The organism is Corynebacterium sp. NML120713 (assembly GCF_001875735.1).
GTDB lineage: Bacteria > Actinomycetota > Actinomycetes > Mycobacteriales > Mycobacteriaceae > Corynebacterium > Corynebacterium pseudogenitalium.
Window position 1 is genome coordinate 22,480 of sequence record NZ_MLCR01000025.1, and the last position, 14,512, is coordinate 36,991.

Below are 14,512 nucleotides of genomic sequence, written 5' to 3' on the forward strand. Positions count from 1 at the left end.
AGCAATTTCGTGACTTACAACACTAAGTTAACCAGCCCCACGTACAGCCCCGTGCCGGCCAGGATGGAGAGGGCGGGGGAGCGTCGCCAGGCGTGGAGGGCGAGCGTCACGAAGCCGACGAGCACCCCGGCCCACACGGGCTGGTCGGAGCTGGTGAAGGTGTACAGCACGAGGACGACCATGACGCCGACGGGCATGTAGAGGCGGAGGAAGTCGAGAAGAGGGCTGCCGTCTAGCCACCCACGAAAGGCAAATGGCAGCGCACGGAGCAACACGGTGACCACGGCGATCGGCAGGATGACGGCCCACACCATGGGCAGGTCAACGCCGGCGGGAAGTCCGTTCATCGCTTCCACTCCAATCGCTTATCGACGCCAGGTACCCAAAAACGAACCAGCAGGACCAGGAAGTACGCGATGAGCGCCACCATCAGCATCTGCCCGGGGACGACGAAGGCTGCAACGAGCGCGATCCCAGTGGCGATGAGCACGGCGCTCATGTCTCGCGAAGCCTGGAACGCTTCGTAGGCGAGGACGATGAACAGTGCGGTGAGGGCGAAGTCCATGCCCTCGATTGTGCCGGGAAGGCGTTCGCCGGCGAGCGCGCCGACGAGGCCAGACACAACCCAGAGCGCCTGGCACATCACGTGGATGGCGATGAGGCGCGGGCCGGTGTGGCGCGTGGTCTGCTGTCGGGCGCTGATGACGGCGTAGACTTCGTCGGTAAGTGAATACATCGAATAGAGGCGGCCGAACGTCGAGCGGATCGCGTCCCGCGGGTAGGTGAGGCCGTAAAAGAGGTGTCGGAAGTTCACCATGAAACCGGTCATCGCGGCGGAGGCGGGGCCGACCCCGCCGAGCACCATCGGGATTGCGAGGAATTCGGTGGAGCCGGCGTAGATAAGCATCGAGAAGACCGGCGTCCACCACCAAGCGAAACCGGATTGCACCATGAGCAGGCCGAACGCCAGCCCGAGTGGCACGACGCCGAGGCCGACGAGCCACATGTCGCGCACTCCGAGACCGAGTTCTCGCAATGTTTCACGTGAAACATTCATCTAGTTGTCCTCGATGTCGGATGGGAAGGTGGCGAAAAGGGGTAGAGGCATGGGCTGGCGGCGTAGGACGTCGCCCCACAAATCGACACTCGCGGGTGTGATGACGTCGGAGGGGAGGGCCGGGGCGACGTACCAGTCGCCGCGTTCGATCTCCTCGTCGAGCTGCCCGGCATCCCACGAAGAGAACCCGGCGAAGAGGCGGAAGCCCTCCAGCAACTCAGAGAAGGAATCAGCCGGCTCATGCATGTTGACGTGCACCAGCTTGTTCGCAAGGCGCGTCAGCGTCGGGTGCTCGGCGATGTCGACGTCGTTGCGCGTGACGCCCAGGCCAACGGCAGCGTTCGGGCTGACGGGTCCGCCGTAATACATCACCGCCGGCTCGCTGGCGAGCGACTCCCACTCTGGCAGCACGTTCGCCACGGCGGCGTCGGAACGCCGGTTCAAGATGACGCCGAGCGTGCCCTGCTCACCGTGCTCAATCACGAGCACAACCGTCCGAGCAAACTCGGGCGAGTACATCCCCGGAGCGGCGACGAGCAGCATACCGCTGTCAGGTTCCGTGCGTTCGAGTGACGTAAACAGGCGGTCACCGAAGAAATACTCAGACATTACGTTCCTCCCACCAAGACTTCAGGGCAGCGACGGCCTCGTCGTGCTCGAGTTCGCCGCGCTCCAGACGTAGTTCCTTCATATACTTCCAGGCTTCGCCGACCTCCGGGCCGGGCTTAAGATCCAGGATCTGCATGATTTCGTTGCCGTCCAGGTCAGGGCGGATGCGCGCAAGGTCCTCCTGCTCGGCGAGCGTCGCGATTCGCTCCTCGAGGTTCTGGTACGCACGTTGCAGGCGGCGCGCCTTGCGTGGGTTTCGCGTCGTGCAGTCGGCGCGCACGAGTTTGTTCAGGCGGCCGAGGAGGTCGCCGGCGTCGGTGACGTAGCGACGCACCGCCGAATCGGTCCACTTGCCTTCGCCGAAACCGTAGAAGCGCATGTGCAGGAAAACCAACTGGCCGACGTCGCTGATCACGTGCTTCGGGTACTTCAGCGCACGGAGGCGCTTGCGCACCAGCTTCGCACCCACGACCTCGTGGTGGTGGAAGCTCACGCCACCGCCTTCCTTGAGGGCGCGGGTGGCGGGCTTGCCGACGTCGTGAAGCAGCGCGGCGAGCCGCAACTTGAGGTCGGGGCCGTCGTCCTCGAGCTCGGTGGCCTGGCGCAGCACTGTCAGCGAGTGTGCGTAGACGTCCTTGTGCTGCATGTGCTCGTCCTGCTCAAGCTGCAGCGCGGGCACCTCAGGCAGCACGAACTCGGCGAGGCCGGTACGGACCAGCAGGTCAATGCCCTCCCAGGGGGCGATGCCACACATGAGCTTGTCCAGCTCGGCTTGGATCCGCTCGACGGTGATGCGCTGAATCTCACCTGCCATGTCGCGCATCGCGTCGAAGACGCGCGGAGCAACCTCGAAGCCGAGTTGGGAGGTGAAGCGGGCGGCGCGGAGCATGCGAAGCGGGTCGTCGCGGAAGGAAATCTCGGGGGCCTGCGGGGTGTCAAGGCGGCGTTGCAGCAGGTCACTGATACCGTCCACCGGGTCGTGGAAGATTGGGCGGAGTGCGCCGTCGACCACGTCGAGCTCGATGGCCATCGCGTTGCAAGCAAAGTCGCGCCGAATGAGGTCGCCGTCGAGGGTGTCGCCGAACGTCACCTCGGGGTTGCGTGTCACGCCGTCGTACAGGTCGGAGCGGAACGTCGTGATCTCCACCTGCTGGCCCTCGCGCACGGCGGCCACGGTGCCGAACTCAATGCCGGTATCCCAGGTGGTTTCGCCCCATTCGTCGAGAATTTCCTGCACGGTGGGGGGCAGGGCGGACGTCGTGAAGTCGAGGTCGTGCCCGAGCTTGCCCAGCATCGCGTCGCGCACGGGCCCGCCGACAAGGTAGAGGTGCTCGCCGCGCTCCACGAAGCGCTGGGCGAGGGGCGTCAGCAAGCCACTGAGCTTTTCGACGCCCTCTTCAGCCCGAACCTGCAACGCCGCGACGGCGTTCGGGTCGGAGGGGTCGGGGAGGTCGAACGGGCACCGGTGTGTTTCTTCAGTCTTTGTCACCTCTCACACGATACTTTGCTTCCCTGGTGCTGTTAAGTACCACAAAGGTGGCCAGTACGGATACCATGAATTGAATGACTGAGAACACTCGGCCGAAGCCGGTTCCTCCGTCGGAGCGGAAGTCTTCGCACTCTGGCGGGAAGGGGCGCGGGGACGGCGCTAACTCGAAGGCGGGGGGTGACTCCCCGAAGCGGCGGCGTGGCCGTCGGCGTGGTTCGCACGCCAAAAAGCGGGGGTCGCAGCAGCAGCGTCGCCGCGGGTCGAACCGGCGGGGGCGGGGCGCGTCGGCACGGAAGAGGCAGCAGCGGCCGGTGGATTCGTCGCTGGAGACCCGGAACGAGACGAGCGCGGGCGGCCTGGTGGTGTCGGGTATGGCGGAGGCTGTGGACCGGCACGACAAGGTGGACTTGTCGAAGATTTACGTCGCGCTAATTGGGCGGCTGGACCGTCGGGGGCGTCTGTTGTGGTCGATGCCGAAGGGCCACGTTGAGGAAGGCGAGGAGCAGTGGCGCACCGCGGAGCGTGAGGTGTGGGAGGAGACCGGGATTACCGGCGAGGCCTTCAACACGCTCGGTGTGATTGATTATTGGTTCATTTCTGAGGGTGTCCGTATTCATAAGACAGTGCACCACAACTTGTTGCGCTACGTCGACGGGGTGTTTAACGACGAAGACCCGGAAGTCACGGAAGTCGCGTGGGTGCCGATGAACCAGCTGATTGAGCGCCTGGCGTACGCGGACGAGCGCAAGCTCGCGCGGATCGCGGTGAACAGGATGCCGGACTTGGCGCGCAAGGAGGCCGCGGCCGGAAGGTTGACACCGCGATGAGCAGCGTGCGTAGCGGAGCCGCGGCGATTGCGGTGGCGGCGCTGGGTCTGCTCCCGGTCACGGCGGGCGCCCTACCAGCGCCAACGTCGCCCGAGGACCCGGCGGTGGCGTCGCAGTGGGTGAACCCGGCAGTTCGTCCGGGGGAGGGCACCCGCGCGTCCATCACGCTTGTCGACGCCCCCTCGGCCCTCAACGCCGGCGAAATGTTTCACGTGAAACTTCGCATCCACAACAACACGGACGCGCCGCTGGCGAACCTGCGCGTGGTTCCACGGCGTGGCCCGGCCACGGGTTCCGTGCTGGACCAGCGCGCGGCGACGGTCGCCTCGGTGAGCGAGTACGGCCCGGTGGGGCGCGGAGTGGACGTCGATAAGGAGTTGGGCGCGGGGGAGTCAGCAGAGGTCGAGCTGGATGTTGAGCTGCCGGGCGCGGGGACGTACCCGCTGCTGTTCGAACTCAAACAGAACCTGACCTCGCTGGACACTGAGCGCTTCCACATCTCGGTGCGCGGCGAGCCGTCGGAGGACCCGGCGCCGGCTATGACCGCGCTGTACCCGATCACCGCGCCGATTGACATCGTGCCTGGCGAGACTGGGGAAGCCCCGGAGCGCTCCCCGCTGCTGCTGAAGTCGGAGACGTTGGCGAGCCAGCTCGCGCCCGGCGGGAGACTCGAGCGGCTGCTCAGCCAGTACGAGGACGCCGTGGAGGAGCCGGGCGTCGGCTTCGCCACGTGCGTGGGGCTGGACCCGGCGCTCGTGGACACGGTGGCGCGGATGGCAGAAGGCTATCGCGTCACCACCACGCGCCCGCCGGTTGCTGAGGAGCCCAAGCGACTCCGCGACAGCTGGAACACCGACGACACCACCGCCCAGGGCGAGATAGGCAAGGGACAAGCGGACGCGCAGGCGTGGCTGGCTCAGCTGCGCAGCGTCGCAGCGAAGGGCTGCACCGTGGCGCTGCCGTGGCAGAATGTAGACGTCAACACGCTGGCCCGCACCGGGGATCCGTGGCTGATGCGTGAGGCGTTGGAGCGTGGCCCGTTCGTGCTCGAGCGGGAGCTCGGCACGGCGGGAACGCTCAACGCCGTCATCCCCGGCGCCGGCTACATCACGCCGGACGCAGCCCCCGCCTTCGGCTGGGCCAACCACATCGACTCCGCGATCCCGGAGCACGGGCTGCAGGGGGGGTGGGAGGCGGCTCGGGCGGAGCGGGCGTCGACAAGTGGGGACGGGCAGGCTGCGCTCGACCGCAACGAACTGCCGGACCCCGCGGACGTGTTCCCGGCGGCGCCCGCGCACCCGGTGCACGTGCTGGCGGCGCGAAGCAGCGTCGACCACCCGGGCCCCGGCAACGCCGCGTGGGTGGCGCCGGGGGTGATGGCGGTACAGTTCCAGGACTCGCTGGCCTCGGTCTTAGCGACGGTCGGCTCCGCCCCCGCCACCGTCGGCTACTCGAATGACGCGCTGCGGTACCGCTACGAGATGGACTCCCAACGGGCGCGCGCGATCAACGCGGCGTCCGCGCTGCGGCTGGCGGTGCAGGAGGCGACGCCGGAGGAGCCGGTGTTCGTGAACCCTCCGGCGAGCTGGGACGCGGACTCGGCGGCGATGCTGCTGGGGACGGTCGCCGAGCTGGTCCGGGAAGGTAAGGCGGCGCCGATGAGCTTCGGCGACTTCCTGAATGCGCCCGACCCGGCGGAGGTGCCGGCGGCGACGCGCGTGGGCACGCTGTTTCCGGATCCGACGGTGGTCTCGGACGCGGAGGTGCTGACGGCCTCCCAGCAGGCTGAGTTCACAGATGACTTAACACAGCTGCTCGCGAACGACCCGCAGGTGGCGCTGACGCGTTACGGGTTCACGCTGCCGCTGCGCCGCGATGTGCTGGCGGCCCTGAGTATGCAGGAGCGCCAGTCGCTGTCGCGGTACGACGCCGCCGTGCGCACCACGGCCGAGCGGTTGCGGGGCAGCCGCGACGTACTGCAGGCGCTGCGGGCGTCGGTGACGCTGATCCCGCCGGGCAACGTGTACACGCGGACCTCCCCGTCGAGCCCACTGCTGATCGTGGCGCAGAACGGGATGCCGCTGCCGGTACAGACGACCATCCGGTTCCAGGCGGCGAGCGGCCCGATCACGCTGCACGTGCCAACCACGATGCGGATCCCGGCCCGCGGCTCGCAGACGGTACAGATGACGGCGGACTACCCGGAGGACCAGCGCAGTATTGACCTGCAGCTGTACCTGGCGGGTTCCGATGGCAGCCCGATCTCGCAGCCGGTGAACATTTCGGTGCGCACGGCGGGCGCCGCCGTGGAGGGCTGGGCGCTGGTTACCGGGCTCGGCGTGCTGGTGGTGCTGATGCTGATGTATTCGGTGGGCCGTCGGCGCCGGGCGCGGGCTGCGCCACGCAGCCCAACAACACAGCAACGTTTGGACAATGAACACCCACCTTTGATTGGAGACTGACGTGGTTGAGCAACCTCGGGCTGGTACGCGTGGCCGAATCGTGCCCCCTGCACCGCCGGCGCCGGTGCCCACCCCGCGAGAGAACCCAGAGCTTATCGACGCCACCGAGGCCGAGGCCCCGGACCGTTCGACGCTGACCGCGGACCCTTCGGCGGCGGTGCCGGATCCCGCCCCGGAGAGCAATTCCGTGGTGCGGGCGACGGGGTCGATGGCGATCGCGACGCTGATTTCGCGCATCACGGGGTTCATCCGCACGGTGCTGATCGGCGCCGCGTTGGGCCCGGCGGTGGCGTCGGCATTTAATACGGCGAATACGCTGCCGAACATTATTACGGAGATCGTGCTGGGATCCGTGTTGACGGCCCTGGTGGTGCCGGTGTTGGTGCGCGCGGAGAAGGAGGACCCGGACCACGGGGAGCGCTTTATCCGCCAGCTGTTCACGCTGACGCTGACGCTCCTGACGGTGGTGACCATCATCGCGGTGGCCGCCGCGCCGCTGCTGACTCGCGTCTTCCTCGACGATGAGGGCCAGGTGAACGTCGCGCAGTCGACGTCGTTTGCGTATTTGGTATTGCCGCAGATTTTCTTCTACGGCATGTTCTCGCTGTTCATGGCGGTGCTGAATACGAAGGAGCATTTCCGGCCGGGTGCGTGGGCGCCGGTGGCGAACAACGTGGTGTCGATTGCGGTGCTGCTGGGGTACATGATGTTGCCGGGCAGTTTGAATCCCGCGGCGCCGGCGTCGATAGCGAATCCGCATGTGCTGCTGCTGGGCGTCGGCACGACGTTGGGTGTGGCGGTGCAGTGCCTGATTATGCTGCCGGCGCTGCGCAAGCTCGGCATTAACCTGCGGCCGCTGTGGGGTATCGACGACCGCCTCAAGGTGTTCGGCGGGATGGCCCTGGCGATCGTGACCTATGTGGGGATTAGCCAGGTCGGCTACATCGTGACCACGCGTATCGCGTCGATGGCGAGCGACGCCGCCCCGATTATTTACCAGCAGCACTGGATGCTGCTGCAGGTGCCCTACGGCATCATTGGCGTCACCTTGCTGACGGCGATCATGCCGCGCCTGTCCCGCAACGCCGCCGACGGTGACGACGCCGCGGTGGTCCGGGACTTGACGCTGGGCACGAAGCTGACGTTCATCGCCCTGATCCCGATCATTGTCTTTATGACGGCGCTCGGCCCGGACATCGGGCACGCGCTGTTCGCCTACGGCAACTTCGACGGCGGCACGGCCCGCACGCTGGGCCTGACGGTGAGTTTCTCCGCGTTTACGCTGATCCCGTACGCCCTGGTGATGCTGCACCTGCGCGTGTTCTACGCGCGGGAGGAGGCATGGACGCCGACGTTCATTATCGCCGGCATCACGATTACGAAGGTGGTGCTGTCGTACCTAGCGCCGCTGGTTGCGGATTCGACGCAGTCCGTCGTGGTGCTGTTGGGTGCTGCGAACGGCTTCGGTTTCGTCGCCGGCGCGGTGATCGGCGCGCTGTTGCTGCATCGGAAGTTGGGCACGCTGGAGGCGCGTTCGGTGCTGCACACGTCGCTGTGGGCGGCGGCTTCGGCGCTGGTCGGTATCGCGGTGATGTTCCTGGTGCGCTGGCTCGTGCGTGATGTCGCGGGTATCGACGCCCCGTCCTTCCTCGGCGGGCTCATCGGCCTGCCGTCGCTGGGCTTCCTGCTTGAGGTGATGGTCCTCGGCGTGCTGTTCGTGGTGGCGACGGGCCTGGTGCTGTCGCGCTCTGGTCTGCCGGAGGTGCAGAACCTGGGCCGCGCGCTGGCGCGCATCCCGGGCATGGGTCGCTTTATCCGCCCGGACGAGGACGCCGCGATCGAGGTCGGCGAGGTGGATCTGCGGGATGTGTCGCAGCAGTTCCTGGCCGCCGATACGTTCAATGCGTCGCCGGTGCCGCCGCCGATGTCGGCTGGTGTCGTGCGTGGTCCGCGTTTGGTACCGGGTGCGTCGGTGTCGGATGGCCGTTTCCGCCTCATCCGCGATCACGGCTCCACGACGGGCGCGCAGTTCTGGCAGGCCCGCGAGGTGTCGACGGGCCGCTCCGTGGCGCTGACGTTCGTCGATACGACGGGCATGGCCCCGATGGCTCCGGCGACGCCGCGCCAGGCCGCTATCGACGCCGCGGGTGTGTCGCGTCGCACGCGCAAGCTCGCGATGCTGCGCCACCCGGCGCTGCCGGAGAACATCGAGATCGTGTCGTATCGCACGGGCGCCCTCGTGGTTGCGGACTGGGTGGAGGGCTCCTCGGTCCGCGCCGTCGCCGAGTCGGGCCAGACGTTGCACACGGATGCGGTGGCGAACGCGCTTGCCCCGTTGGCGGGCGCGATCGCCGCGGCGCACGAGGCTGGGGTGCCGCTCGGGTTGGATAACCGCCAGCGCCTCCGTATCGACCGCGAGGGCCACGTGCGCCTCGCGTTCCCGGCCGTCTTGCCGGACGCCTCCGCCGCCGACGACGCCGACGCCTTCGCCTCCGCGCTGCAGCTGCTGACCACCAACGTCGACTCCGATGACCTCGCCGACGTCGCCAGCACCACCCGCGCCCTCGTCGACGCCGACGCCATCGAGTCCCACGACTTCCGCGAGCTCGAGCGCCAGCTCACCCGCGACGAAGCCGAGGACGCACCCGCCGAAGCAATCGACCCCGTCGAGCCGGTGGAGGAGGAGCCGGAGGAGCCGAAGGACCTGCGCGGCGGTTTCGGATCTCGCCGTTACGGCCCGGTCACACTCGCGGTGTTGCTGTCGCTCGCGGTTGGCGCGGTGATCATCATCGCGGCGCTCACCGCGTACCTGGTCGGCTTCCTCTCCGGCGACGACACGAACGCGCCCGTCACGGTGGACTCGGTCCAGACTGGGGTAGAGGAGGTCGAGGAGGAGGTCACGGGCCTGCCCGTGTTGCTCACCCCGATGCGCGCGACCATCGAAGGTGCTTCCGCGCCCGAGCTTGTCGACGCCGACCGCTCCACCACCTGGACCGGCTCAGACAACGTGAGCGTCGAGCTCCGACCCGCCAAGGGCGCGACCGCCCGCACAGGGTTCACCCTGGAGCACGTGATCGTCGACACCCCGTCCAACGGCGACACCTTCCGGATCTACGGCCTGCCCGCCGGCGCCTCGTGGAACGGCGACGTCGCAGACCTGCCGCTGCTGCAGGAGGGCACGTTCCTCAACGGCCAGAACGGCATCGACGTGGAGGACTCACCGGAACTCACCGGCTTAGTCCTCAACGTCTCCGGCCAGGACATCATCCTCCGGGACGTCACCCTCATCGGGCGCACTAGCCTCCGATGATGTCCACCATGGTGGACAAAAAACGCTTCCTCTTCCGGCGCTGATGCATCACACTGGATGCATCAGCAATGGGAGGGTGCATCATGCGCAGAAAAACAGACCACCAACTGGTCCACGACTACATCGCCGGCGACGTCCACGCTTTCGACCTCATCGTTCGACGCCACCAACGCAACATGTTCGGCGTCGCCCTTCGCTACTCCTGTAACGAGCAGGACGCCCAGGACATCGTCCAAGACGCCCTCCTGAAAGCGTCGCGCCACCTGCACGGCTTCCGCTTCGAGTCGAAGGTCTCCACCTGGCTGTACCGCCTCGTTGCCAACGCCAGCCTGGACCACCAACGTCGGCGCCGCGCCGAGTACACCGTGTCCCTCGACGATTACGACGTCATCCCCCAAGACAAGGACCCCCGCCTCGCCCACGACCCAACCGCCAACCTGGATCGCCTCATCGCCGTCAAGGACGCCCTCCGCGTCGTGCCCGAGGCGCACCGGAAAGCCGTCTACCTCATCGACATCATGGGCATGTCACTCCAATCCGCCGCCGACACCTGCGGCGTCCAGCCTGGCACCATGAAGTCCCGCCGGGCCCGCGCTCGCGCCATGATGCTCGAGCACATGGAAGAGGTCTGCTAGCCCTCGTAGGGGCTGCGTGACACCAAATTCCTTTGCGCCGTGTGCGCGACCTGGGTTTTTGTAAACCTGCTCCCCGAAACGCTTTATGTCAAGTGGTTGTGAACATGGTTGGGTGTTAGATCGTGATGGGTTGTGGGGGCGGGGCGGTTTGGGTAGTGGTGCGGATGATGCTGACTTCTGCCGGAATGCCTGTGCCAGCTGCGGTGTTCGGAAGTTGAGTGATGATGCCTTCGCGTAGCGCGTTTCGCATCCCCTCCTCGCGTTGGTGTTGCAGTTTGTCCCAGGTGCCGTCGAGGACTGCTTGTGGCGGGTAGTAGTTGATTCCACTGTGGGGAGTGGCGTTATAGACCGGCACCCATTCGTTGAGCCAGTTTTTGGCGTGGCCGAGTGTGGCAAACGTTTTCGGGTAGTAGGTCCTGCCTTTCATGGTGTGGAACACCGACTCGGTATGCGGATTGTCGTTGCTGGTGTGAGGCCGGTTAAATGAGCGGGCCACACCGTGTTTGGCGAAGAGTTTGCCGAGGCGTTTGCTTGTCATCGCACTGCCGTTATCAGAGTGCACGGTTTTCACGTGGGGAAAACGAGTCAGGATGTCGTCAAACATTGCTGCTGCTACGTGGCTGTTTTCGCGTTCTGCTACGACGCAGCCAACGATTGCGCGGGAGTACAGGTCAATGACCGTGTGGCATGCAAAGTTTTGTCCGACGTATTGTCCAGGCAAGAAGGTAATGTCCCAGCACAGTACCTGGCCAGGTGCTGTGGCGCGTACATGTGGCGGGGAGGCGTTTCGTTTGCGTTGAGCTTGCTTGGCTTTGGTGTTGTGTCGTTGGTAGAGCAATCGTCCATGTTTTTTGGCAACTCGGTAGAAACTGCGCAGGCTTGCCAGGTAAATCCCGTTGTTTAACGCGGCGTAAAATACCTGGTCCACCCCGGAATGTGGATTGGCGTCTAACAATTCCAAGATGCGCTCGACAGTGGTATCGGACAGTCGGTTGATCCGTCGTTTGTCGTAGGCAATTGGATCGGCAACACGTGGGCGTGGCTTCGTTTGATAGAACACGCGGCTGCGTGAGACTCCGATGATGCGCATTGCGTGAGTTTTCGAATAGCCACAGTCAACTAACTGGTCAATCAGTGTTTCTTCTGCGTGTTGTCCTTGGTCGTAGAGGCGTTGTTGGTCTTGAGTGAGGACTCTTCCGCCACGTTTGAGTCCACGCCATGTTGCCCTGGCATGGTCGCTAAAGCTTTTCCCAACACATCAGTGGCTAATTCAGCCCGCTCTGCTCTTTCTGTTGCCTTATCCAGGGCACGCTGCATAGCTTCCTCCCGACGCTTCGCATCGAGTTCGAGCTTGCGCTTTTGCTGCATCAACGCGGAGACTTCCTTGCGTAACTGCTGGATTTCAACGCACTCATCCATCGTCAACGTTCCAATCCTCCTTGGTGTAGTACGCGTGGTGAGATCACCATCGGCAACCATTGCTGTCCAGCGTCGCACGGTGTGGTCAGCAAGTCCATGTTCAATCAACCACGCTTCTTTCTGGCCATACGGCACCAGCTGATATTCAATGACCATCTCACGGATGTAGTCAGGTGAATACCTTCCCCGATATGCTTCATCAACGCTGCGTTTGGCTCGTTGAATACCATCTAAACCATCAGTGGTGGACTTTGATAACTGTAATGCGCGGGCCCAGCGCTTGATATCGCAAGACTGGATTGCCTGTCGGGTGCACCATGGGCCTTTCGTGCCGTACGGCAACCGGTTATAAATCGTGATCATTTGTCGCTGCTGTGCTGGATGAAACCACCTGCCAGAGCCAGTAGTGCGGTACGGGGAGAACACGACTGCTACTGCTTGAAGTGAGGCCAACGTGTCTTCATCGAGTACTTGCCCCGCTGCCAGCACACGCGGTGGCATTGCTAGGATCTCTTTGACTTCCTCGCGTGATGTTTTAGTCTTGCCCCCGTGGGTCCTTACCGGGGTTGCAACGGTCGGTGGTGACGTCAACGCTGACGGCACCAACTCAGGCAACTGTGGGTCGGTCATGAACAAAACCTCCTATGGATTGACGTTCACAACCATCCTGACACTAAGGGAAAAACAGGAATTTGGTGCGCAGGTTGGCCAGCCAGTGACAAAGGACGCAATCCTCCCTAGGTGGCAGGCTGGTTGTGGGCCAAAACCCGAAGGAGGTCCACACTCATGTCCCCGCACGATATTCCCCCGCTGATACCAAACCCACCACGCAAGGATTGGGCAGACTACAACACCAACCCCGACCCCGACAAGACTCGTAAGCGTCGGCGTGCAAGCATGCCATCTGCACGCGATGTGCTGGCGTTGCCGACTGTCACGCTTGCACCCGGTGCCACGCTTGCTGATAGTGAGTTGGTCATGCCGGATGCTGCGGCAGTCGTGTTTATCCCCAACACTGAAGATCGCGGGATTGTCACCTATAGCGATACCCAGAAACAGCAGATGGTCAGGATCTATCACCAACTACCGTACGGGACAAAGAAGGTTTGGCTGGCCCGTCACGACATGGACGCATCACGAGTGATTCGGTGGATGAAGCGGTTTGATCTTGGCACGTTTACCCAGCAACAACGCGCCGCAGTCTATACCGGGGCAACTACCCCTGTACCGGTGGTGTTAGACGCTGAAGCAATCATCTCACTTGTCCACCAGTATGTTGCCGCCCCGCATGGGACAAAGCAGGCACTGCTTGATAAGCACGGCATCGTCAAAGACACGATGCGCCGATGGATCGATAAAGTCGCAAACGGCACGATTGCCCACTACACGCATACAAGAAAGGTAGAACCCATGAACACACCTAAGACCACCAACAACGACATGGTCACCATGTCGCGTAAGGAATACAACGCGCTACGCCGCGAGCTTGATCGAACACGCAAAGAGCTCAAGCTGTGGAAGGACACCAGTGATGTGCTGGGAAAAGCTATAGCGTCTCTGCCAGAAAACACTGGCGGGGACTCAAACGTGGCGGGAAAATCCTCACAGTAGAACAAACACAACGCTATGAGGAAGGCCTACAACAAGAAAACGAGCTAATCGAAGCCCTCGTTGGTATCGGGCACTCAATGAGGAAAGCCTGCAATGTGTTAGGCGTGGCCCGTTCCAGGCGGTATTACCAGGACAATCCTCGCCCGAAGAAGCAAGATCCGATCCCGCATCACAAACGCAACATCAAACGCTTAACCGATGCGCAAGTCAACGACATTTTGGCCTTGTTAGATGCTAATCCGTATTCGAGTGTGGATGATGTCTTCTACCACGCATTGAACAATGGGTGCTATATCGCCAGCTTGCGTAGCTTCTACCGGGTCGCCAAAGCACACGGCAAACTCTTATCACAACGCCACGGCACACGCAGAACACGCCCACGGCGTGCACGCGGCAACAACCAGCCCCCACATGTTGAAGCACACCGGCCAGGTCAAGTGCTGTGCTGGGATATCACCTATCTTCCAGGCAAGTACACAAACCAGTACTACGCCTGCCATACCGCAATCGATCTGTATTCCCGTGCTGTTGTCGGCGCAGTTGTTGCCCACCACGAAGATTCCCGCGTGGCACGACATATGTTTGAAGAAATCTTTGCCGCACACCCTGATGTCGACACGGTGCACTCCGATAACGGGGCAGCGATGACCAGTCGCAGCCTTGGCAGACTTTTTGATGCCCACCAGGTCAAACGCTCCTTCAGCAGGCAGTCGATTAGCAACGATAATCCGCATATGGCCCTAGGTGGCAGGCTGGTTGTGGGCCAAAACCCGAAGGAGGTCCGCACCCATGTCCCCGCACGATATTCCCCCGCTGATCCCCAAGCCACCAGAGAAGGATTGGGCAGACTACAACACCGACCCCGACCCCGGCAGGACTCGTAAACGTCGGCGTGCAAGCATGCTTTCTGCACGCGATGTGCTGGCGTTGCCGACTGTCACGCTTGCACCCGGTGCCACGCTTGCTGATAGTGAGTTGGTCATGCCGGATGCTGCGGCAGTCGTGTTTATCCCCAACACTGAAGATCGCGGGATTGTCACCTATAGCGATACCCAGAAACAGCAGATGGTCAGGATCTATCACCAACTACCGT

General features: G+C 63.7%; 13 protein-coding genes. 7 read left to right on the plus strand and 6 right to left on the minus strand.

Annotation, left to right across the window (positions count from 1 at the left end; all coding sequences use genetic code 11):
* Positions 1 to 14 precede the first annotated feature (14 nt).
* The 4 genes from BJP06_RS10865 to BJP06_RS10880 are packed head-to-tail and all read right to left on the minus strand — an operon-like array spanning position 15 to position 3,080.
* Positions 15 to 347, minus strand: a complete 333-nt coding sequence (locus BJP06_RS10865; RefSeq protein ID WP_071573856.1) for a branched-chain amino acid transporter permease — start codon at positions 345 to 347, stop codon at positions 15 to 17.
* Positions 344 to 1,057, minus strand: a complete 714-nt coding sequence (locus BJP06_RS10870; protein WP_071573857.1) for an AzlC family ABC transporter permease — start codon at positions 1,055 to 1,057, stop codon at positions 344 to 346. Before BJP06_RS10870 ends, BJP06_RS10865 begins: the two co-directional genes overlap by 4 nt.
* On the minus strand, positions 1,058 to 1,666 hold the full coding sequence (locus tag BJP06_RS10875) for a YqgE/AlgH family protein (RefSeq protein WP_071573858.1): 609 nt from the start codon (positions 1,664 to 1,666) through the stop codon (positions 1,058 to 1,060).
* Entirely contained in the window at positions 1,659 to 3,080 is a 1,422-nt protein-coding gene (locus BJP06_RS10880) for a CCA tRNA nucleotidyltransferase (RefSeq protein WP_071573864.1), read from the minus strand. The genes BJP06_RS10875 and BJP06_RS10880 overlap by 8 nt, the downstream gene beginning before the upstream one ends.
* A gap of 149 nt (positions 3,081 to 3,229) precedes the next feature.
* On the opposite strand from BJP06_RS10880, the gene BJP06_RS10885 reads away from it, so the two are divergent.
* From BJP06_RS10885 to BJP06_RS10900, 4 genes are all read left to right on the plus strand, one after another.
* The gene (locus BJP06_RS10885) at positions 3,230 to 3,982 is read left to right on the plus strand and encodes an NUDIX hydrolase (protein WP_083433288.1); all 753 of its coding nucleotides are present in this window, start codon (positions 3,230 to 3,232) and stop codon (positions 3,980 to 3,982) included.
* Positions 3,979 to 6,444, plus strand: coding sequence for a DUF6049 family protein (locus tag BJP06_RS10890; RefSeq protein WP_071573859.1), 2,466 nt, complete (start codon positions 3,979 to 3,981; stop codon positions 6,442 to 6,444). Before BJP06_RS10885 ends, BJP06_RS10890 begins: the two co-directional genes overlap by 4 nt.
* A 208-nt stretch (positions 6,445 to 6,652) precedes the next feature.
* A complete protein-coding gene (locus tag BJP06_RS10895) occupies positions 6,653 to 9,754 on the plus strand; it encodes a murein biosynthesis integral membrane protein MurJ (RefSeq protein ID WP_369822290.1) in 3,102 nt (1,033 codons plus the stop codon).
* A gap of 83 nt (positions 9,755 to 9,837) precedes the next feature.
* On the plus strand, positions 9,838 to 10,389 hold the full coding sequence (locus BJP06_RS10900; RefSeq protein ID WP_071573861.1) for a sigma-70 family RNA polymerase sigma factor: 552 nt from the start codon (positions 9,838 to 9,840) through the stop codon (positions 10,387 to 10,389).
* Between the two features lie 115 nt (positions 10,390 to 10,504).
* On the opposite strand, the gene BJP06_RS10905 is transcribed toward BJP06_RS10900, so the two are convergent.
* Both BJP06_RS10905 and BJP06_RS11985 read right to left on the minus strand, forming a co-directional pair.
* Positions 10,505 to 11,479 (minus strand): IS3 family transposase, encoded by a 975-nt coding sequence (locus tag BJP06_RS10905; RefSeq protein WP_071573862.1) that lies wholly within the window; start codon positions 11,477 to 11,479, stop codon positions 10,505 to 10,507.
* A 41-nt stretch (positions 11,480 to 11,520) separates the two neighbouring features.
* Positions 11,521 to 12,438: a hypothetical protein gene (locus tag BJP06_RS11985; protein ID WP_143000740.1), complete on the minus strand. Its 918-nt coding sequence runs from the start codon at positions 12,436 to 12,438 to the stop codon at positions 11,521 to 11,523.
* Between the two features lie 156 nt (positions 12,439 to 12,594).
* Here BJP06_RS11985 and BJP06_RS12375 point away from each other — a divergent pair, with 156 nt between their 5' ends.
* The 3 genes from BJP06_RS12375 to BJP06_RS10925 form a co-directional block, all read left to right on the plus strand.
* Entirely contained in the window at positions 12,595 to 13,419 is an 825-nt protein-coding gene (locus BJP06_RS12375) for a hypothetical protein (RefSeq protein ID WP_255365849.1), read from the plus strand.
* Between the two features lie 77 nt (positions 13,420 to 13,496).
* Positions 13,497 to 14,303 carry a DDE-type integrase/transposase/recombinase gene (locus tag BJP06_RS12485; protein WP_083433290.1) on the plus strand — a complete coding sequence of 269 codons (807 nt, stop codon included), beginning with the start codon at positions 13,497 to 13,499 and terminating at the stop codon, positions 14,301 to 14,303.
* Positions 14,209 to 14,512 (plus strand): hypothetical protein (locus BJP06_RS10925; RefSeq protein WP_255365844.1); only part of this gene is annotated, 304 nt, incomplete at its 3' end. The genes BJP06_RS12485 and BJP06_RS10925, both read left to right, overlap by 95 nt.